Source organism: Streptomyces sp. NPDC048337 (genome assembly GCF_043201175.1).
In the GTDB taxonomy this organism is placed as follows: Bacteria; Actinomycetota; Actinomycetes; order Streptomycetales; family Streptomycetaceae; genus Streptomyces.
This window is the reverse complement of the sequence record NZ_JBICYR010000039.1, coordinates 1-20,293: the sequence shown is the minus strand read 5'-3', so window position 1 is coordinate 20,293 and position 20,293 is coordinate 1. Positions and strand designations below refer to the sequence as shown.

Here is a 20,293-nt window from a genome sequence, read left to right as displayed (position 1 = left end):
TCTGACCTGCTCGGTTTTTAGCCCCGCTCCGATACCCGTTATCGTGGTGCGGTATGCCTCCATCCGGATGACCGGATGTGCGGCTGAAAACTCTCACTAGGACCCGGAGAGAGCAATGCCTCCCAAGAAGAAGAAGGTCACGGGGCTTATCAAGCTCCAGATCAAGGCCGGTGCGGCCAACCCGGCTCCGCCGGTCGGCCCCGCGCTCGGTCAGCACGGCGTCAACATCATGGAGTTCTGCAAGGCCTACAACGCCGCGACCGAGTCGCAGCGTGGCATGGTCGTGCCGGTGGAGATCACGGTCTACGAGGACCGTTCCTTCACCTTCATCACCAAGACTCCGCCGGCCGCGCGCCTCATCCTGAAGCACGCGGGCGTGGAGAAGGGCTCCGGCGAGCCCCACAAGACCAAGGTCGCCAAGCTCACCGGCGCCCAGGTCCGCGAGATCGCCGAGCTGAAGATGCCCGACCTGAACGCCAACGACATCGACGCCGCCGTGAAGATCATTTCCGGCACCGCGCGTTCGATGGGCATCACCGTCGAAGGCTGATCCAGCCACCTCCAGCACCACCAGTGGTAGGGCCAGCGCTGGTCCGCACCACGACTCCACGCCTGAAGAAACAACACAGGAGCAGAAGTGAAGCGCAGCAAGACTCTCCGCGCTGCGGACGCCAAGGTCGACCGGGAGAAGCTGTACGCCCCGCTCGAGGCCGTCCGTCTCGCCAAGGAGACCTCCACGACCAAGTTCGACGGCACCGTCGAGGTCGCCTTCCGCCTGGGTGTCGACCCGCGCAAGGCCGACCAGATGGTCCGCGGCACCGTGAACCTCCCGCACGGCACCGGCAAGACCGCCCGGGTCCTGGTCTTCGCGACCGGTGACCGTGCTGCGGCCGCGGAAGCCGCCGGCGCCGACATTGTCGGCGACGACGAGCTGATCAACGAGATCGCCAAGGGCAACCGCCTCAACGAGTTCGACGCCGTTGTCGCCACCCCGGACCTCATGGGCAAGGTCGGCCGCCTCGGCCGCGTGCTCGGTCCGCGTGGTCTGATGCCGAACCCGAAGACCGGCACCGTCACGATGGACGTCGCCAAGGCTGTCACCGAGATCAAGGGTGGCAAGATCGAGTTCCGCGTCGACAAGCACTCGAACCTGCACTTCATCATCGGCAAGGTCTCCTTCTCCGATGACAAGCTGGTCGAGAACTACGGCGCGGCCCTGGACGAGATCCTCCGTCTGAAGCCGTCCGCCGCGAAGGGCCGCTACATCAAGAAGGCCGCCCTGAGCACCACCATGGGCCCCGGCATCCAGCTGGACCCGAACCGCACCCGGAACCTCCTCGTCGAGGAAGACCCGGCCGCGGTCTGAGTTCCCCTGACGGCTCCCTGAGCCTCAAGGCCTCGCAGCCACTCTGAGTGGCTGAACGGGCCCCTCGCCTCCTCACGGGGTGGCGAGGGGCCCGTTTTGCGTGTTTAGGGCCACATATCCCTCGATGGGGGCGTAATGGCCGCGCAGATACGTGGCAGGGGAACGTATGGTCGGCTCCAGTAGTCGATCAATCAAGGGGTGGGGGACCTCCGTGTCTGCGTACCGGAAGAAGACCGTCGGCGCCGCGCTGGCCGCCGTACTGCTCGTGGGCGGGGCCACGGCGTGCGAGAACGGCAAGGACGCCAAGAAGGACAGCGGCGCCGCCGCGGCGCCCTCAAAGGCAGCTGAGAAGCCGGTCGAGGTCGCGCCGGCGGCCTACCTGGAGAAGACGAAGAAGAAGTCGGAGGAGATCACCTCCCTCCGCTACACCATGTCGGGCTCGACCTCCGGGCAGACCGTCTCCGGCGAGGCCGCCATGCGGCTCAAGCCGGACGTGGCCATGTCCATGAAGATGGCCTCGCCCGAGATGCCGGGCGAGGGCGCGGAGATCCGCCTCGTCGACGGCGCCCTTTATGTGGGTTCCGAGGGCAAGTGGCTGAAGTTCGACCTCAAGTCCATGGACCCGAAGGCGGCCGAGCAGCTGAACTCGCTCGGCAGTGCCCAGCAGGGCGAGAACCCGGGTGACAAGGCCTCCGACCTGAGCGCCTCGAAGGACCTGAAGAAGGTCGGCGAAGAGACCATCGACGGCCAGAAGACCACGCACCTGACCGGCACCATCACGCTGGACCAGATGCGGGCCCAGTCCGCCACGGGCACGCCCGAGGCCAAGGAGCGCCGGGAGAAGAACCTGAAGGCGCTGGAGGCCCAGGGCGTCAAGGACATGACCATGGACATCTGGATCGACGAGAACGACCAGACGAAGCAGGTCCGCACCCGCGGCCAGGGCACCAAGGGCCCGATGGACCTCACCATCAAGTTCGTGGAGTTCAACAAGCCGGTCGACGTCACCGCTCCGCCGTCCGACCAGGTCGTGGACCTGGCCGAGATGCTGAAGGACTCCGGCGAGGGCTCCGGCACCGCCTGATCGTCCCGCACCACCGATACACACAGATCCATGCATGGGGGAGTACAGATGAACAAGGCTGTCCGGATGCGGGCCGGCGTCGCCGCGGCAGGCGTCGCACTGCTCGTGGGCGGTCTCTCGGCCTGTGGCGGAGCCACGGCCGCCGGGGGCGAGGACGCGGGGGACAAGGCGGCGGGCGCCAAGGCCCCGACGCCCGCGGACGCGATCAAGGCGGCGTACCTGAAGACGGTGCCGGCCAAGTTCGCCACGATGGACATGACCATCACCGGCAGCGACGGCAAGGCGGACCGGCTCACCGGGACGAAGGGCTGGTACCCGGCCGCCACCGGCATCGACGCCACGGGCCCGGACGCGGGCAACCAGATCATGATCGGCGACGACATCTACACCCACAGCGACAAGCCCGTGCAGGGCAAGTCCTGGATGAAGATGAACCTGAACAAGGACGGGAAGCCCCGCTACCGCCTCAACGACGACCCGGCCGAGTACCTCGCCCTGCTCCTGGGCCAGGAGAAGCTCACGCTCGTCGGCGAGGAGCAGATCGACGGCGCCGCGGCCCGGCACTACAAGGGCAGCTTCACCAACGCCGACCTGCTCAAGGCGGACGAGTCCACCAAGGCGATGGAGGAGGCGAACCGCCAGTACCTCCGCCAGGCGGTCAAGGACGTCACGAGCCTGGACGTGGACCTGTGGATCGGCAAGGACGGCTACCCCGTCCGCGTCGACTCGGCGCGCACGATCGACAAGGGCACGACGAAGATCTCGGCCAAGTTCTCCGGCTACGGCACGGCCGCCCCGGTCGTGGCGCCGCCCGCGGACCAGGTGGCCGACTTCGACGAGGTCATGAAGGGCATCGACCAGAGCCTCAAAGAGACCGACCGGAAGCTGGACGAGGCCGACCAGACGCTGAAGGATGCTGGTCTGGGCGGTCTGAAGCGCTCCTGAGGGGCCCCGAAGGGGGCGATTTGCCTTGGCTCGGCCGCTTCACGTATGGTTCACCAGAAGCCAAAGACCGCTGGTCGTTGCCGTGCCCGCAAGGGGGCGGTGGCCGAAGGATCCGCTGAGTGCGGACGTCCTGCGCAGGTGTTCGTGGAGTAGCTCCCGGAGTGATTCGGTCGAGCCTAAGCCCCGTGCGCTTGCGCCGGGGCGTTTCGTTTTGTTCAGCCCCTTCTGAGCGGTCCTCATCACCCGGAAGGAGGCGAACGCACTATGCCGACGCCCAACAAGGCTGCATCGGTGGCCGAGCTCACGGACGCGTTCCAGAGCTCCAACGCCGCCGTGCTGACCGAGTACCGGGGTCTCACCGTCGCGCAGCTCAAGACGCTGCGTCGCTCCCTTGGTGAGAACGCCCAGTACGCCGTGGTGAAGAACACGCTGACCAAGATTGCGGCCAACCAGGCCGGGATCACCGCGCTGGACGAGCACTTCGCTGGTCCGACCGCGGTCGCCTTCATCACCGGTGACCCGGTGGAGTCGGCGAAGGCCCTGCGTGACTTCGCCAAGGAGAACCCGAACCTCATCATCAAGGCCGGTGTCCTTGACGGTAAGGCTCTCTCCGCCGACGACATCAAGAAGCTTGCGGACCTCGAGTCCCGCGAGGTTCTGCTCAGCAAGCTGGCCGGCGCGTTCAAGGGCAAGCAGTCTCAGGCTGCCTCGCTCTTCCAGGCGCTGCCGTCGAAGTTCGTCCGCACCGCGGAAGCGCTTCGCGTCAAGCTCGCCGAGCAGGGCGGTGCCGAGTAATTCGGCTCGCGCATTGATCCACGCCGCCTAGTGCGTGGGTCGTAGCGGGCCGTTACGCCCGCCTCTATATACATCCGGCACCTGCCGAATTAGTGGAAGGATCGCCCATCATGGCGAAGCTCTCTCAGGACGACCTCCTCGCCCAGTTCGAGGAGATGACCCTCATCGAGCTCTCCGAGTTCGTGAAGGCCTTCGAGGAGAAGTTCGACGTCACCGCCGCCGCGGCCGTCGCCGTTGCCGGTCCCGCCGCCGGTGGCGCCGCCCCCGAGGCCCCGGAGGAGAAGGACGAGTTCGACGTCATCCTCGCCGGCGCCGGCGACAAGAAGATCCAGGTCATCAAGGTCGTGCGCGAGCTGACCTCCCTGGGTCTGAAGGAGGCCAAGGACCTCGTGGACGGCGCCCCGAAGCCGGTCCTGGAGAAGGTCAACAAGGAGGCCGCTGACAAGGCCGCCGAGGCCCTCAAGGGTGCCGGCGCCACCGTCGAGGTCAAGTAACACCTCTGGGGCCTCTCTGAGGCTCCAACCAGGGGCGATCACTCGTAAGGGTGGTCGCCCTTTGGCGTACCCGCAGTGCCTGATTTGCCCTGCTCTCGTTGGAGAGTATGGTGATCTTCGTTGCCTCGAACCAGGGTCGGAAGATGATCCGCTCGGAGCATGGGGCCTTGACGAACGGGACGGGGCGCGCAATTCTCAGACCCGTCGCAAGCTCGACCACCTCGATCCGAGATCCGAGGCATGGATCGGCTACGAAGAGGGCAGTACTGATACGCGCTCTGTGTTGCTTGAACGAGTTGGGGAAGGCCTGTTGCCGGTTTCCGGAAACCTGGTCTGGACATCAGTGAGCCAAGTGGCTACACTGACCCTTTGCGCTGCCTGTTAGCTGACCCCTGCCCGTCGCCAGGGTCATGCCCACGCTCGAGCACACCTGATTGATCCGCCCTGACCTGGTCTTTCGTCCAGAACGGGAGCGTCTGTCTTCTGTGTCGGCTGGGACCGGTACGCGCGTAGTGAGTCCGAGCCCTCGGAAGGACCCCCTCTTGGCCGCCTCGCGCAACGCCTCGACCAATACGAACACCGGTGCCAGCACCGCCCCGCTGCGCATCTCCTTTGCAAAGATCAAGGAGCCGCTCGAGGTTCCGAACCTCCTGGCGCTGCAGACCGAGAGCTTTGACTGGCTTCTCGGCAACGCAGCCTGGAAGTCTCGCGTCGAGTCGGCGCTTGAGAGTGGACAGGACGTCCCCACCAAGTCCGGTCTGGAAGAGATCTTCGAGGAGATCTCGCCGATCGAGGACTTCTCCGGGTCGATGTCGCTGACCTTCCGCGACCACCGTTTCGAGCCGGCGAAGAACTCCGTCGACGAGTGCAAGGAGCGCGACTTCACGTACGCGGCTCCGCTGTTCGTCACGGCCGAGTTCACGAACAACGAGACCGGAGAGATCAAGTCTCAGACGGTCTTCATGGGCGACTTCCCGCTCATGACCAACAAGGGCACCTTCGTCATCAACGGCACCGAGCGTGTCGTCGTGTCGCAGCTTGTCCGTTCCCCCGGTGTCTACTTCGACTCCTCCATCGACAAGACGTCCGACAAGGACATCTTCTCCGCCAAGATCATCCCGTCCCGGGGTGCCTGGCTGGAGATGGAGGTCGACAAGCGCGACATGGTCGGTGTCCGCATCGACCGCAAGCGCAAGCAGTCCGTCACCGTCCTCCTGAAGGCTCTCGGCTGGACCACCGAGCAGATCCTCGAGGAGTTCGGCGAGTACGAGTCCATGCGCGCCACCCTGGAGAAGGACCACACCCAGGGTCAGGACGACGCGCTGCTCGACATCTACCGCAAGCTGCGCCCGGGCGAGCCGCCGACCCGCGAGGCCGCTCAGACGCTGCTCGAGAACCTCTACTTCAACCCGAAGCGCTACGACCTCGCGAAGGTCGGCCGCTACAAGGTGAACAAGAAGCTCGGCGCCGACGAGCCGCTCGACGCCGGTGTGCTCACCACCGACGACGTCATCGCGACCATCAAGTACCTGGTCAAGCTGCACGCCGGTGAGACCGAGACGGTCGGCGAGTCGGGCCGGGAGATCGTCGTCGAGACCGACGACATCGACCACTTCGGCAACCGTCGTATCCGCAACGTCGGCGAGCTGATCCAGAACCAGGTCCGTACGGGTCTCGCCCGTATGGAGCGCGTCGTGCGCGAGCGCATGACCACCCAGGACGTCGAGGCGATCACGCCGCAGACCCTGATCAACATCCGGCCGGTCGTCGCCTCCATCAAGGAGTTCTTCGGCACCAGCCAGCTGTCGCAGTTCATGGACCAGAACAACCCGCTGTCGGGCCTGACGCACAAGCGTCGTCTCAACGCCCTCGGCCCGGGTGGTCTGTCCCGTGAGCGGGCCGGCTTCGAGGTCCGTGACGTTCACCCGTCGCACTACGGCCGCATGTGCCCGATCGAGACGCCTGAAGGCCCGAACATCGGTCTGATCGGCTCGCTGGCCTCCTACGGCCGGATCAACCCGTTCGGCTTCATCGAGACCCCGTACCGCAAGGTCGTCGACGGTGTCGTCACCGACGAGGTCGACTACCTCACGGCCGACGAGGAAGACCGCTTCGTCATCGCCCAGGCGAACGCCGCCCTGAACGATGAGATGCGCTTCACCGAGAACCGCGTCCTCGTGCGCCGTCGTGGCGGCGAGATCGACTACATCGCCGGCGGCGACGTCGACTACATGGACGTCTCGCCGCGCCAGATGGTGTCCGTCGCGACCGCGATGATCCCCTTCCTCGAGCACGACGACGCCAACCGTGCCCTCATGGGCGCGAACATGATGCGCCAGGCCGTTCCGCTCATCAAGGCGGAGGCGCCGCTCGTCGGCACCGGCATGGAGTACCGCTGCGCCGTCGACGCCGGTGACTCGATCAAGGCGGAGAAGGACGGTGTCGTCCAGGAGGTCTCGGCCGACTACATCACCGTCGCCAACGACGACGGCACGTACACCACGTACCGCGTGTCGAAGTTCTCCCGCTCGAACCAGGGCACCTCGGTCAACCAGAAGGTCATCGTCAACGAGGGTGACCGGATCGTCGAGGCCCAGGTCCTCGCCGACGGCCCGGCGACCGAAGAGGGCGAGATGGCCCTCGGCAAGAACCTGCTCGTCGCGTTCATGCCGTGGGAAGGCCACAACTACGAGGACGCGATCATCCTGTCGCAGCGCCTCGTGCAGGACGACGTCCTCTCCTCGATCCACATCGAGGAGCACGAGGTCGACGCCCGTGACACCAAGCTCGGCCCCGAGGAGATCACCCGGGACATCCCGAACGTCTCCGAGGAGGTCCTCGCGGACCTCGACGAGCGCGGCATCATCCGCATCGGTGCGGACGTCGTCGCCGGTGACATCCTGGTCGGCAAGGTCACGCCCAAGGGTGAGACCGAGCTGACCCCCGAGGAGCGTCTGCTCCGCGCGATCTTCGGTGAGAAGGCCCGCGAGGTGCGTGACACCTCGCTCAAGGTGCCTCACGGTGAGATCGGCAAGGTCATCGGTGTCCGCGTCTTCGACCGCGAGGAGGGCGACGAGCTTCCTCCGGGCGTGAACCAGCTGGTCCGCGTCTACGTGGCCCAGAAGCGCAAGATCACCGACGGTGACAAGCTCGCCGGCCGTCACGGCAACAAGGGTGTCATCTCCAAGATCCTTCCGATCGAGGACATGCCCTTCCTTGAGGACGGCACGCCGGTCGACATCATCCTGAACCCGCTGGGTGTTCCGTCCCGAATGAACCCGGGACAGGTCCTGGAGATCCACCTCGGCTGGCTCGCCAGCCGCGGCTGGGACGTCTCCGGTCTGGCGGACGAGTGGGCGCAGCGCCTCCAGGCGATCGGCGCCGACAAGGTCGAGCCCGGTACCAACGTCGCCACCCCGGTGTTCGACGGCGCCCGCGAGGACGAGCTGGCCGGCCTGCTCCAGCACACCATCCCGAACCGCGACGGCGAGCGCATGGTGCTCCCGACCGGTAAGGCGCGCCTGTTCGACGGCCGCTCCGGCGAGCCGTTCCCGGACCCGATCTCGGTCGGGTACATGTACATCCTCAAGCTGCACCACCTGGTCGACGACAAGCTCCACGCCCGTTCGACCGGTCCGTACTCGATGATCACGCAGCAGCCGCTGGGTGGTAAGGCGCAGTTCGGTGGTCAGCGCTTCGGTGAGATGGAGGTGTGGGCGCTTGAGGCTTATGGCGCCGCGTACGCCCTCCAGGAACTCCTGACGATCAAGTCCGACGACGTGACCGGCCGCGTGAAGGTCTACGAGGCCATCGTCAAGGGCGAGAACATCCCCGAGCCGGGCATTCCCGAGTCCTTCAAGGTGCTCATCAAGGAAATGCAGTCGCTCTGCCTCAACGTGGAGGTGCTGTCCTCGGACGGCATGTCCATCGAGATGCGCGACACCGACGAGGACGTCTTCCGCGCGGCGGAGGAGCTCGGTATCGACCTGTCCCGGCGCGAGCCGAGCAGCGTCGAAGAGGTCTGACGGGCCTGACGGGGGGCTCGCACCAGAGCCCCCCGTCATCCCCGGGACCGTTCAGACCATGATTGAGACTCGACCCCGAAAGAGGGATTGACGCACAGTGCTCGACGTCAACTTCTTCGACGAGCTGCGGATCGGCCTTGCCACCGCGGACGACATCCGAACCTGGTCGCACGGCGAGGTCAAGAAGCCGGAGACCATCAACTACCGCACCCTCAAGCCCGAGAAGGACGGACTCTTCTGCGAGAAGATCTTCGGTCCTACCCGGGACTGGGAGTGCTACTGCGGCAAGTACAAGCGTGTCCGCTTCAAGGGCATCATCTGTGAGCGTTGTGGCGTCGAGGTCACGCGCGCCAAGGTGCGCCGTGAGCGCATGGGCCACATCGAGCTTGCCGCTCCCGTCACCCACATCTGGTACTTCAAGGGCGTCCCGTCGCGCCTGGGCTACCTGCTGGACCTCGCGCCGAAGGACCTCGAGAAGGTCATCTACTTCGCCGCGTACATGATCACGTTCGTGGACGACGAGCGCCGCACCCGCGACCTCCCGTCGCTGGAGGCCCACGTCTCCGTCGAGCGCCAGCAGATCGAGAACCGCCGTGACGCGGACCTCGAAGGCCGTGCCAAGAAGCTCGAGACCGACCTGGCCGAGCTGGAGGCCGAGGGCGCCAAGGCCGACGTGCGCCGCAAGGTGCGCGAAGGCGCCGAGCGCGAGATGAAGCAGCTCCGTGACCGCGCCCAGCGCGAGATCGACCGCCTCGACGAGGTGTGGAACCGCTTCAAGAACCTCAAGGTCCAGGACCTCGAGGGCGACGAGCTGCTCTACCGCGAGCTGCGCGACCGCTTCGGTACGTACTTCGACGGTTCGATGGGTGCCGCGGCGCTGCAGAAGCGCCTGGAGTCCTTCGACCTGGAGGAGGAGGCCGAGCGCCTCCGCGAGATCATCCGTACCGGCAAGGGCCAGAAGAAGACCCGTGCGCTCAAGCGCCTCAAGGTCGTCTCCGCGTTCCTGCAGACCAGCAACAGCCCCAAGGGCATGGTTCTGGACTGCGTGCCGGTCATCCCGCCGGACCTCCGTCCGATGGTGCAGCTGGACGGTGGCCGCTTCGCGACCTCCGACCTGAACGACCTGTACCGCCGTGTGATCAACCGCAACAACCGTCTGAAGCGTCTCCTCGACCTCGGTGCCCCCGAGATCATCGTGAACAACGAGAAGCGCATGCTTCAGGAGGCCGTGGACGCCCTCTTCGACAACGGTCGTCGTGGTCGTCCGGTGACCGGTCCCGGCAACCGTCCCCTGAAGTCCCTCAGCGACATGCTGAAGGGCAAGCAGGGTCGATTCCGTCAGAACCTTCTCGGTAAGCGTGTGGACTACTCCGCGCGTTCCGTGATCGTCGTCGGTCCCCAGCTGAAGCTGCACCAGTGTGGTCTGCCCAAGGCCATGGCGCTGGAGCTCTTCAAGCCGTTCGTGATGAAGCGCCTGGTCGACCTGAACCACGCGCAGAACATCAAGTCGGCGAAGCGCATGGTCGAGCGCGGCCGCACGGTCGTGTACGACGTGCTCGAAGAGGTCATCGCCGAGCACCCGGTTCTGCTGAACCGTGCGCCCACGCTGCACCGCCTCGGCATCCAGGCCTTCGAGCCCCAGCTGGTCGAAGGCAAGGCCATCCAGATCCACCCGCTCGTCTGCACCGCCTTCAACGCGGACTTCGACGGTGACCAGATGGCCGTGCACCTGCCGCTCTCCGCGGAGGCGCAGGCCGAGGCCCGCATCCTGATGCTGTCCTCGAACAACATCCTCAAGCCGGCCGACGGCCGTCCGGTCACGATGCCGACGCAGGACATGGTCCTGGGTCTGTTCTTCCTGACCACCGACGGTGAGCTCCGTGACGTCAAGGGTGAGGGCCGCGCGTTCGGCTCGACCGCCGAGGCGATCATGGCGTTCGACGCCGGTGAGCTCGCGCTGCAGTCGTCCGTCGACATCCGCTTCCCGGTGGGCACCATCCCGCCGCGCGGCTGGGTGCCGCCGGTCGCCGAGGAGGGCGAGCAGGAGTTCCAGCCGGGCGACAGCTTCCGTCTGCGCACCACCCTGGGCCGCGCGCTCTTCAACGAGCTGCTGCCCGAGGACTACCCGTTCGTCGACTACTCGGTGGGCAAGAAGCAGCTCTCCGAGATCGTCAACGACCTGGCGGAGCGCTACCCCAAGGTCATCGTGGCGGCGACGCTCGACAACCTGAAGGCGGCCGGCTTCCACTGGGCGACCCGTTCGGGCGTCACCGTGGCCATCTCCGACGTCGTCGTGCCCGAGGCCAAGAAGGCCATCGTCGCGGGCTACGAGGCGCAGGACGAGAAGGTCCAGAAGCAGTACGAGCGCGGTCTGATCACCAAGGACGAGCGCACGCAGGAGCTCATCGCGATCTGGACCAAGGCGACCAACGAGGTCGCCGAGGCGATGAACGCGAACTTCCCCAAGACGAACCCCATCTTCATGATGGTTGACTCGGGTGCCCGAGGAAACATGATGCAGATGCGACAGATCGCCGGTATGCGTGGTCTGGTGTCGAACGCGAAGAACGAGACCATCCCGCGTCCGATCAAGGCGTCCTTCCGTGAGGGCCTCACCGTTCTGGAGTACTTCATCTCCACGCACGGTGCCCGTAAGGGTCTGGCGGACACCGCCCTGCGTACCGCCGACTCGGGTTACCTGACCCGTCGTCTGGTGGACGTCTCGCAGGACGTGATCATCCGCGAGGAGGACTGCGGCACCGAGCGCGGCCTGAAGCTGAAGATCGCCGTTCGCGGCGAGGACGGCGTGCTGCGCAAGGCCGACGACGTCGAGACCTCGATCTACGCCCGCATGCTGGCCGAGGACGTCGTCATCGGCGGCAAGGTCATCGCGCCGGCCAACGTCGACCTCGGTGACGTCCTGATCGACGCCCTGGTCGCCAACGGCGTCGAGGAGGTCAAGACCCGCTCGGTCCTGACCTGTGAGTCCGCGGTCGGCACCTGTGCCTTCTGCTACGGACGCTCGCTCGCCACCGGCAAGCTGGTCGACATCGGTGAGGCGGTCGGCATCATCGCCGCCCAGTCCATCGGTGAGCCCGGTACCCAGCTGACGATGCGTACCTTCCACACCGGTGGTGTGGCCGGTGACGACATCACGCAGGGTCTGCCGCGTGTCGTCGAGCTCTTCGAGGCCCGTACCCCGAAGGGTGTCGCCCCGATCTCCGAGGCCGCCGGCCGCGTGCGGATCGAGGAGACCGAGAAGACGAAGAAGATCGTCATCACGCCCGACGACGGCAGCGACGAGACGGCGTACCCGATCTCGAAGCGCGCCAAGGTCATCGTGCACGAGGGCGACCACGTCGAGGTGGGCCAGAAGCTCACCATGGGTGCCACCAACCCGCACGACGTGCTGCGCATCCTCGGCCAGCGTGCCGTCCAGGTCCACCTGGTCGGCGAAGTCCAGAAGGTCTACAACTCGCAGGGCGTGTCGATCCACGACAAGCACATCGAGATCATCATCCGGCAGATGCTGCGCCGCGTGACGATCATCGAGTCCGGCGACGCGGAGCTCCTGCCGGGTGAGCTGGTCGAGCGGTCGAAGTTCGAGACCGAGAACCGTCGTGTGGTCACCGAAGGCGGTCACCCCGCCTCCGGCCGTCCGCAGCTGATGGGTATCACCAAGGCCTCGCTGGCGACGGAATCCTGGCTGTCGGCCGCCTCCTTCCAGGAGACGACCCGAGTCCTGACGGACGCGGCGATCAACGCCAAGTCCGACAGCCTCATCGGCCTCAAGGAGAACGTCATCATCGGTAAGCTCATCCCGGCCGGTACGGGCCTCGCCCGCTACCGCAACATCCGGGTGGAGCCCACCGAGGAGGCGAAGGCCGCGATGTACTCGGCCGTCGGCTACGACGACATCGACTACTCGCCCTTCGGCACCGGCTCCGGCCAGGCTGTCCCGCTGGAGGACTACGACTACGGCCCGTACAACGGCTAAGAGCTCGTAAGAAGAAACCCCCCGTCGCTCCGAGAGGAGCGGCGGGGGGTTTCTTCGTCGTACGGGCCGGAGCGGGTCAGCGCCTGCGGCGGCGGGCGGCGACCGTGACCGAGAGCAGGGTCAGGAGGGCCAGGGCGGCGGCGGTCAGGCCCGGGGCGAAGCCCTTGGGGGTGAAGGTGCAGGAGACCTTGTCCGTGCCCTGGGGGAGGTCCAGGGAGACCAGGCCGTGGAAGCTCTTGACCGGGGCCGAGCACTGCCAGCCGGGGATGTCCGTCATGGCCAGGACGGCCGTGCCCGTGGTGCCCCGGGGGAGGGTGGCCTCGATGGTGTGGCCGCCGGCCTTGACCTCGGTGGCGCCCGTGGCGGTCAGGTGGGTCACCGCCTGGTCCAGGGCCGTGCGGTCCAGGCAGCCCAGGGGGGTGTCGCCGGCCGTGGCGCCCTGGGTGCGGGTCTTGACCGTGACGTCGACGCGGCCCGACGCGGGGACCTTGCCCAGGGGGGTGACCCCCGTCATCAGGTCCTCCAGGGGCTTCTCCGTGCCGCCCGAGGCGAGGGTGCCGTAGAGGGTCGGGGAGTACCAGTAGGCCTCGGAGCCGGGGGTGCAGCGGGCCTCGTAGGTCTGTTCCGTGGCGGTGCCGCCGCGGGTGACCCGCGGGACCTGGTAGACGGTGGCGCCCAGGACGTTCTCCTGGCGGGCCCAGACGCTCGCCGCAGGGTTGGGGGACACGAAGTCCTGGGTGCGGACCGTGACCAGCGGGGGCGCGGGGAACTTCGAGCCCGTCCAGCTGTTCGGGGTGGTTCCGGGGCGGACCCGGGCGCCGATCGAGAAGATCGCGTCGAGCACGGGGTTGTCGGCGCCGAAGAAGGTCCGGCCGTCGTTCTTGAAGCCGTAGCCGAGGGGCTCCAGGGCTTTGTACGTGGCCTCGGGGAGGTAGCTGCTGTAGTACTGCGGCCCCTCCGCCCGGAGGGCCAGGGCGTCGTTGTACGAGGTCTGCGGCGCGCCCGAGTCGGTCCGGTACGCGGGCCAGCCGTCCACGTCGCGGACGGCCTCGAAGTGGTTGTTGATCGACTGGTTCGAGGTGGGGGCCGGCTTCGCCCAGCGCTCGCGGGCCCGGCGGGCGTCCGCGTTGGCCGCGGCGACCGCGGACTCGGCGAAGACGACACCGATCATCAGGACGGCCGCGATGGGGATCAGGTGGCGGCGCTTCTCGCCCAGGGACAGCAGGAGGAGCGCGAGCAGGGAGACCGCGCCGCCGCCGAGCACGGCGGGCCAGGTCCAGCCGCCGAAGTCGTTGGTGTGGCGCAGTACGAAGGTGGCCGCGACCAGCAGCGCGGCGGCCAGGGCCAGGTGCGGCGGGCGCGGGCGGTGGGCCAGCGCCAGCCAGGCGACGATCACCACCATCCCGCTGAAGACGAAGGCCTCGCGGTACGGGTTTCCGTTCGGAACCGCCAGCCCGTGCCATACGTACTGGGTGGGCGGGAACTGGAACGAGACGGCCACGAGCAGGATCGCCGCGGCCCACACCAGGCGGGTCCGCTTCGCGATCGAGCCGTTGAGGAGGAAGCTGCCGGCCAGGATCAGGCCGAGCGAGGCCACGTACAGGCGCGGGCGGCCGCCCCACAGGTGGGTGGCCGGGAGCATGCCCGCCAGGAAGACCTCGATGCGTACGGGGTCGAAGGCGGCGGCCTTGGTGGGCTGCGCGGCGCCGCTGGACAGGAACGACGGCAGGAGGAGCGGGAGGGTGAGCAGGATCCCGGTCCCGGCGGCCGTCGCCGCCCGCCACACGGCGCGCAGGCTCCCCCAGACTCCGTCCGGGGGGACCCCCAGCCGGCCGGTCATGTCGCGGGTGACCAGGCGGATGGCCAGTAGTACGCAGGCGGCCATCGTGGCCATCATCGCGGTGTAGAAGTTCCCGAACCAGGCGAGGGCGACCAGCAGGGCCACACCCGGCCAGCGGCGCTGCTCCAGGCACCATTCCACGGCGATGCCGAGCAGCGGGAGGGCGACCAGGCCCCACAGCCACATGGGGATGTACGAGGCGTCGCTCAGCGCCCATCCGCACAGGCCGTACGTGGCGCCGAGGACCCCGCGCTGCCACCACGGGCCGGGGTGCAGCTTGCCGAGGTACACCGTCATCACGGCGGCGGCGGTGCCCATCGTGATCGGGGTGATCGCGAAGACGGCGAGGTCGACGTGGGCGCGCGGGACGAGGACGGCCAGCCACGAGAAGGGGTTGCCGAGGTACGTGTAGTAGTCGGACAGGAACTGCTGGCCGAAGCCGCCGCGCCAGCTGAAGAGCACGTCGCCGGCGGCCTGCCCGTGGACCAGGTCCCAGAGCGCGCGGTGGAAGGGCACGTACTGGTTGGCCTGGTCGTTGATGGCCCGGCCGGTGTTCCCGAAGGGGAAGGTGCCGCGGGCCACCCAGGCCGCGCAGAACGCTGCCGCGGTGATGAGGAAGGCCAGCAGGGGCCCGTACAGTCGAGAGGCCCGGCGGGGGGCCGGCCGGGCCTGCTCGGGGGGAGGAGCGTCGACTGTGGTCTGCTCCGGTGCCACGGTCCCCAATGTCCTGCTCCCTGCTGTCGGCCTTCTCGCGCCCGCGCCCGGGCAAGCCGACAGTGTAGGTCGCCGGGGGTGCTCGGGTGCGGCGCCGTTGCCGGGGCTCCGCCCAGGACCCCGCGCGTCAAACGCCGGTGGGGCTGGAGGGCCGCCGATCGCCCTGCTACCACTTGCGCCCGGTGTGTTTTCGTGCTGGGCATTTGTTTTGACCTACCTCTGTGAGGTAGGTACGCTCTGACCTTGTGCCTGGGGTGTGCCTAGGCTCCCGTGCGTGTCCATCAACCGCACGTGAGCGAGTCGGCCACCGAGATCCATGCGTTTCCGTGCTTGCGCGGAGGTCCGCCGGATCCGACACACCCGACCGCGTGGGTCGGCAAAGTTCCAGGTTAGCTTCACTACACGGCACACAGAAACCGGAGAAGTAGTGCCTACGATCCAGCAGCTGGTCCGTAAGGGCCGGCAGGACAAGGTCGAGAAGACAAAGACTCCCGCGCTCGAGGCCTCGCCCCAGCGTCGCGGCGTCTGCACGCGAGTGTTCACGACCACCCCGAAGAAGCCGAACTCGGCGCTGCGTAAGGTCGCGCGTGTGCGTCTGACCTCTGGCATCGAGGTCACCGCTTACATTCCGGGTGAGGGACACAACCTGCAGGAGCACTCGATCGTGCTCGTGCGTGGTGGCCGTGTGAAGGACCTGCCGGGTGTTCGCTACAAGATCATCCGCGGTGCGCTTGACACCCAGGCTGTCAAGAACCGCAAGCAGGCCCGCAGCCGCTACGGCGCCAAGAAGGAGAAGTAAGAATGCCTCGTAAGGGCCCCGCCCCGAAGCGCCCGGTCATCATCGACCCGGTCTACGCATCTCCTCTGGTGACCTCGCTCATCAACAAGATCCTCCTGAACGGCAAGCGCTCCACTGCCGAGCGCATCGTTTACGGCGCCATGGAAGGCCTCCGCGAGAAGACCGGCAACGACCCGGTCATCACGCTGAAGCGCGCGCTCGAGAACGTCAAGCCGTCCCTCGAGGTCAAGTCCCGCCGTGTCGGTGGCGCGACCTACCAGGTCCCCGTCGAGGTCAAGCCGGGTCGCCAGTCGACCCTGGCCCTCCGCTGGCTCGTGGGTTACTCCCGCGCCCGCCGTGAGAAGACCATGACCGAGCGCCTCATGAACGAGCTGCTCGACGCCTCCAACGGTCTTGGCGCTGCCGTCAAGAAGCGCGAGGACACGCACAAGATGGCCGAGTCCAACAAGGCCTTCGCGCACTACCGCTGGTAGTCCCACCCCACATCGAGACCGAGAGAAGACCGAAGCCTTATGGCTACCACTTCGCTTGACCTGGCCAAGGTGCGCAACATCGGCATCATGGCCCACATCGACGCGGGCAAGACGACCACCACCGAGCGCATCCTGTTCTACACCGGTGTGTCGTACAAGATCGGTGAGGTCCACGACGGCGCCGCCACGATGGACTGGATGGAGCAGGAGCAGGAGCGTGGTATCACCATCACGTCTGCCGCGACGACCTGCCACTGGCCGCTCGAGGATGTTGACCACACCATCAACATCATCGACACCCCGGGTCACGTCGACTTCACCGTCGAGGTGGAGCGTTCGCTCCGCGTCCTCGACGGCGCCGTCACCGTCTTCGACGGTGTGGCCGGCGTTGAGCCGCAGTCCGAGACCGTTTGGCGTCAGGCGGACCGCTACGGCGTGCCGCGCATCTGCTTCGTCAACAAGCTCGACCGCACCGGCGCCGAGTTCCACCGCTGCGTCGACATGATCAAGGACCGCCTCGGTGCGGTTCCGATCGTCATGCAGCTCCCCATCGGTGCCGAGGCCGACTTCCAGGGTGTCGTCGACCTCGTCACGATGAAGGCGTTCGTCTGGTCCGCCGAGGCGACCAAGGGCGAGATGTACGACATCGTCGACATCCCGGCCACGCACGCCGAGGCCGCTGAAGAGTGGCGCGGCAAGCTGGTCGAGACCGTCGCCGAGAACGACGACGAGATCATGGAGCTGTTCCTGGAGGGCAACGAGCCCTCCGTCGAGCAGCTGCACGCCGCCGTCCGTCGCATCATCCTCGGCTCCGGCAAGGGCAAGGGCGAGCCCACGATCACCGCGGTGTTCTGTGGCACGGCGTTCAAGAACAAGGGTGTTCAGCCCCTGCTCGACGCCGTCGTCCGCTACCTCCCGTCGCCGCTGGACATCGAGGCCATCGAGGGCCACGACGTCCGCGACGCCGAGACGGTCGTGAAGCGCAAGCCGTCGGACGAGGAGCCCCTCGCCGCGCTCGCGTTCAAGATCATGAGCGACCCGCACCTGGGCAAGCTCACCTTCGTCCGGGTTTACTCGGGCCGCCTGGAGGCCGGCACTGCGGTGCTGAACTCCGTCAAGGGCAAGAAGGAGCGCATCGGCAAGATCTACCGCATGCACGCGAACAAGCGTGAGGAGATCGACTCGGTGGGCGCCGGCGACATCGTCGCCGTGATGGGCCTGAAGCAGACCACCACCGGTGAGACGCTGTGCGACGACAAGCAGCCCGTGATCCTGGAGTCCATGGACTTCCCGGCTCCGGTCATCCAGGTCGCCATCGAGCCCAAGTCCAAGGGTGACCAGGAGAAGCTGGGTGTCGCCATCCAGCGTCTCGCGGAGGAGGACCCCTCCTTCCACGTTCACTCGGACGAGGAGACCGGCCAGACCATCCTCGGCGGTATGGGCGAGCTGCACCTCGAGGTGCTGGTCGACCGTATGAAGCGCGAGTTCAAGGTCGAGGCCAACGTCGGCAAGCCGCAGGTGGCCTACCGCGAGACGATCCGCAAGGCCGTCGAGCGTCACGACTACACCCACAAGAAGCAGACCGGTGGTACCGGTCAGTTCGCCAAGGTGCAGATCGCGATCGAGCCCATCACCGAGACCGACGGTCCGGCGTACGAGTTCGTGAACAAGGTCACCGGTGGCCGCGTGCCGAAGGAGTACATCCCTTCGGTGGACGCCGGTGCGCAGGAGGCCATGCAGTTCGGCATCCTGGCCGGCTACGAGATGACGGGCGTCCGCGTCACGCTTCTCGACGGTGGCTACCACGAGGTCGACTCCTCCGAGCTCGCGTTCAAGATCGCCGGTTCGCAGGCCTTCAAGGAGGCCGCGCGCAAGGCTTCTCCCGTGCTCCTTGAGCCGATGATGGCCGTCGAGGTCACCACGCCCGAGGACTACATGGGTGACGTCATCGGCGACATCAACTCCCGCCGTGGCCAGATCCAGGCCATGGAGGAGCGTCACGGCGCTCGCGTCGTGAAGGGCCTCGTGCCTCTTTCGGAGATGTTCGGCTACGTCGGAGACCTCCGCAGCAAGACCTCGGGTCGCGCCAGCTACTCGATGCAGTTCGACTCCTACGCCGAGGTTCCCCGGAACGTCGCTGAGGAGATCATCGCGAAGGCCAAGGGCGAGTAACTCTTCCGAGTACACGCTTTAGGCTTGTCACCGGCAGCCTCTGGGGCAACAGGAGCCACTCCCGTTGCCCCGGGGACCGGCCGGCTTTCCAGCAAAGATCACCTGGCGCCGATCTGTAAGGCGTACAGAACCACTCTCAGGAGGAACCCCGTGGCGAAGGCGAAGTTCGAGCGGACTAAGCCGCACGTCAACATCGGCACCATCGGTCACATTGACCACGGTAAGACGACCCTCACGGCCGCCATTACCAAGGTGCTGCACGACAAGTACCCGGACCTGAACGCGGCTTCGGCCTTCGATCAGATCGACAAGGCTCCTGAGGAGCGCCAGCGCGGTATCACCATCTCCATCGCGCACGTCGAGTACCAGACCGAGGCGCGTCACTACGCCCACGTCGACTGCCCGGGTCACGCGGACTACATCAAGAACATGATCACCGGTGCCGCGCAGATGGACGGCGCGATCCTCGTGGTCGCCGCCACCGACGGCCCGATGCCGCAGACCAAGGAGCACGTGCTCCTGGCCCGCCAGGTCGGCGTTCCGTACATCGTCGTCGCCCTGAACAAGGCCGACATGGTGGACGACGAGGAGATCCTGGAGCTCGTCGAGCTCGAGGTCCGTGAGCTCCTCTCCGAGTACGACTTCCCGGGCGACGACCTGCCGGTCGTCCGCGTCTCCGCGCTGAAGGCGCTCGAGGGCGACAAGGAGTGGGGCGACAAGCTCATCGGCCTCATGGACGCCGTCGACGAGGCCATCCCGACCCCGCCGCGTGACACCGAGATGCCGTTCCTCATGCCCGTCGAGGACGTCTTCACGATCACCGGTCGCGGTACGGTCGTCACCGGCCGTATCGAGCGTGGTGTCCTGAAGGTCAACGAGACCGTCGACATCATCGGTATCAAGGAAGAGAAGACCACCACCACGGTCACCGGTATCGAGATGTTCCGCAAGCTGCTCGACGAGGGCCAGGCGGGCGAGAACGTCGGTCTGCTCCTCCGTGGCATCAAGCGCGAGGACGTCGAGCGCGGCCAGGTCATCATCAAGCCCGGTTCGGTCACCCCGCACACCGAGTTCGAGGCCCAGGCCTACATCCTGTCGAAGGACGAGGGTGGCCGTCACACCCCCTTCTTCAACAACTACCGTCCGCAGTTCTACTTCCGTACCACGGACGTCACGGGTGTCGTCACCCTGCCGGCCGGCACGGAGATGGTCATGCCGGGCGACAACACCGAGATGACGGTCGCGCTGATCCAGCCGGTCGCCATGGAGGAGGGCCTGAAGTTCGCCATCCGTGAGGGTGGTCGTACCGTGGGCGCCGGCCAGGTCACCAAGATCACGAAGTAAGTATTCGTGCTCTGACCTGGTAGCTCGCTGAAGCGAGCACCAAGTTGTACTGAAGGGCCCCGTCCCCCCGCTCCGGCGGAGGGGCGGGGCCCTTCGGCGTTCCCGGTCCGGTCGTACGGACGCGGGTACGAGAGAGGGGGGGGGCCCCCCCGGGGGGGGGGGGGCGGCGGGGGGGGGGGGGGGGGCGGGCGGGGCCCCCGCGCGGGCGCGGGGGGAGAAATGGAGGCCGCGGGGGCGCCGGGCCC

The 20,293-nt window shown here is 66.9% G+C and carries 13 protein-coding genes; 12 read left to right on the top strand and 1 reads right to left on the bottom strand.

Going from position 1 to position 20,293, the window contains the following annotated elements; translation table 11 throughout:
* Positions 1-115: 115 nt before the first annotated feature.
* The 8 genes from rplK to ACGFYU_RS35945 all read left to right on the top strand — a co-directional run bounded on the left by rplK (position 116) and on the right by ACGFYU_RS35945 (position 12,706).
* Positions 116-550: a 50S ribosomal protein L11 gene (gene rplK, locus ACGFYU_RS35980; protein ID WP_266785572.1), complete on the top strand. Its 435-nt coding sequence runs from the start codon at positions 116-118 to the stop codon at positions 548-550.
* Between the two features lie 87 nt (positions 551-637).
* Complete coding sequence (gene rplA / locus ACGFYU_RS35975; RefSeq protein WP_030388881.1) at positions 638-1,366, top strand: 50S ribosomal protein L1; 729 nt, start codon at positions 638-640, stop codon at positions 1,364-1,366.
* A 211-nt stretch (positions 1,367-1,577) separates the two neighbouring features.
* On the top strand, positions 1,578-2,450 hold the full coding sequence (locus ACGFYU_RS35970; RefSeq protein ID WP_393831515.1) for an LppX_LprAFG lipoprotein: 873 nt from the start codon (positions 1,578-1,580) through the stop codon (positions 2,448-2,450).
* A gap of 48 nt (positions 2,451-2,498) precedes the next feature.
* The gene (locus ACGFYU_RS35965; RefSeq protein WP_393831514.1) at positions 2,499-3,395 is read left to right on the top strand and encodes a hypothetical protein; all 897 of its coding nucleotides are present in this window, start codon (positions 2,499-2,501) and stop codon (positions 3,393-3,395) included.
* 264 nt (positions 3,396-3,659) lie between these two features.
* A complete protein-coding gene (rplJ, locus tag ACGFYU_RS35960; RefSeq protein WP_030026650.1) occupies positions 3,660-4,190 on the top strand; it encodes a 50S ribosomal protein L10 in 531 nt (176 codons plus the stop codon).
* 110 nt (positions 4,191-4,300) lie between these two features.
* Positions 4,301-4,684, top strand: coding sequence for a 50S ribosomal protein L7/L12 (gene rplL, locus ACGFYU_RS35955; RefSeq protein WP_393831513.1), 384 nt, complete (start codon positions 4,301-4,303; stop codon positions 4,682-4,684).
* Between the two features lie 542 nt (positions 4,685-5,226).
* A complete protein-coding gene (gene rpoB, locus ACGFYU_RS35950; RefSeq protein WP_393831512.1) occupies positions 5,227-8,709 on the top strand; it encodes a DNA-directed RNA polymerase subunit beta in 3,483 nt (1,160 codons plus the stop codon).
* 97 nt (positions 8,710-8,806) lie between these two features.
* Positions 8,807-12,706, top strand: coding sequence for a DNA-directed RNA polymerase subunit beta' (locus ACGFYU_RS35945; protein WP_393831511.1), 3,900 nt, complete (start codon positions 8,807-8,809; stop codon positions 12,704-12,706).
* Positions 12,707-12,782: 76 nt separating this feature from the next.
* On the opposite strand, the gene ACGFYU_RS35940 is transcribed toward ACGFYU_RS35945, so the two are convergent.
* Entirely contained in the window at positions 12,783-15,260 is a 2,478-nt protein-coding gene (locus tag ACGFYU_RS35940) for a YfhO family protein (RefSeq protein ID WP_393831510.1), read from the bottom strand.
* Between the two features lie 427 nt (positions 15,261-15,687).
* Between ACGFYU_RS35940 and rpsL the strand changes: the two genes are divergently transcribed.
* From rpsL to tuf, 4 genes are all read left to right on the top strand, one after another.
* Entirely contained in the window at positions 15,688-16,059 is a 372-nt protein-coding gene (rpsL, locus tag ACGFYU_RS35935; protein WP_007265893.1) for a 30S ribosomal protein S12, read from the top strand.
* Positions 16,060-16,061: 2 nt separating this feature from the next.
* Entirely contained in the window at positions 16,062-16,532 is a 471-nt protein-coding gene (gene rpsG, locus ACGFYU_RS35930; RefSeq protein ID WP_007265894.1) for a 30S ribosomal protein S7, read from the top strand.
* A 39-nt stretch (positions 16,533-16,571) separates the two neighbouring features.
* The gene (gene fusA, locus ACGFYU_RS35925) at positions 16,572-18,704 is read left to right on the top strand and encodes an elongation factor G (RefSeq protein ID WP_393831509.1); all 2,133 of its coding nucleotides are present in this window, start codon (positions 16,572-16,574) and stop codon (positions 18,702-18,704) included.
* A 150-nt stretch (positions 18,705-18,854) separates the two neighbouring features.
* The gene (tuf, locus tag ACGFYU_RS35920; protein ID WP_362301459.1) at positions 18,855-20,048 is read left to right on the top strand and encodes an elongation factor Tu; all 1,194 of its coding nucleotides are present in this window, start codon (positions 18,855-18,857) and stop codon (positions 20,046-20,048) included.
* The last annotated feature ends 245 nt before the right edge of the window (positions 20,049-20,293 follow it).

Coding starts and splice junctions, on each gene's coding strand:
- rplK (WP_266785572.1), top strand. CDS start 116: ATGCCTCCCAAGAAGAAGAAGGTCACGGGGCTTATCAAGCTCCAGATC.
- ACGFYU_RS35965 (WP_393831514.1), top strand. CDS start 2,499: ATGAACAAGGCTGTCCGGATGCGGGCCGGCGTCGCCGCGGCAGGCGTC.
- rplJ (WP_030026650.1), top strand. CDS start 3,660: ATGCCGACGCCCAACAAGGCTGCATCGGTGGCCGAGCTCACGGACGCG.
- rplL (WP_393831513.1), top strand. CDS start 4,301: ATGGCGAAGCTCTCTCAGGACGACCTCCTCGCCCAGTTCGAGGAGATG.
- rpsG (WP_007265894.1), top strand. CDS start 16,062: ATGCCTCGTAAGGGCCCCGCCCCGAAGCGCCCGGTCATCATCGACCCG.
- fusA (WP_393831509.1), top strand. CDS start 16,572: ATGGCTACCACTTCGCTTGACCTGGCCAAGGTGCGCAACATCGGCATC.